Source organism: Photobacterium sp. WH77, assembly GCF_022014395.1.
Classification (GTDB): Bacteria; Pseudomonadota; Gammaproteobacteria; order Enterobacterales; family Vibrionaceae; genus Photobacterium; species Photobacterium arenosum.
In genome coordinates this window covers 1-549 of sequence record NZ_JAKLTE010000065.1, presented here as the reverse complement: position 1 = coordinate 549, position 549 = coordinate 1, and the positions used below count along the sequence as shown (strand labels likewise).

The 549-nt window shown below is 44.1% G+C and carries 1 tRNA gene; it reads left to right on the top strand.

The window, feature by feature from the left end:
• The first annotated feature begins 328 nt into the window (after window positions 1-328).
• Window positions 329-405: transfer RNA gene (locus L6J37_RS21270), tRNA-Trp, on the top strand.
• The last annotated feature ends 144 nt before the right edge of the window (window positions 406-549 follow it).

Below are 549 nucleotides of genomic sequence, written 5' to 3'. Positions count from 1 at the left end.
ACGCAGCAGCGCCGATGGTAGTGTGGGGTCTCCCCATGTGAGAGTAGGTCATCGCCAGGCTCCCTATTAAGAAAAGGCCACCTTATGGGTGGCCTTTTTGCTTTTCATGTCCAGTGGCACTGTCAGTAATGATAACGCTATCTTTATTGTTAGCTGTTTTTAGAAATCTGTACCCAGTGTTTCAACGGTAACAGGACAGATGTCAGCAAATAAGGTAGGAACATTGAATATACTGATGTTTTTATAAGCGGTTGATAAAGCGATAAGTCATTTTAAGTCGCTAAGACTGGTAATTCTCGTTCAGCTGTATACAATACTTAGCAATTCTAGGGGATTAGTTCAGCCCGGTAGAACGTCGGTCTCCAAAACCGAATGTCGGCGGTTCGAATCCGTCATCCCCTGCCAGATACAAAAGCCTCGTCTTCTGACGGGGCTTTGTCATTTCTGAGGGTCAGAGTGATACCATTCTAAGTAAGAATATGATCTAATTGAGGCTTCTCTTTCAGGTGGTCAAATCGCTATGGATAGCCTCAATAACATTGACTTCAG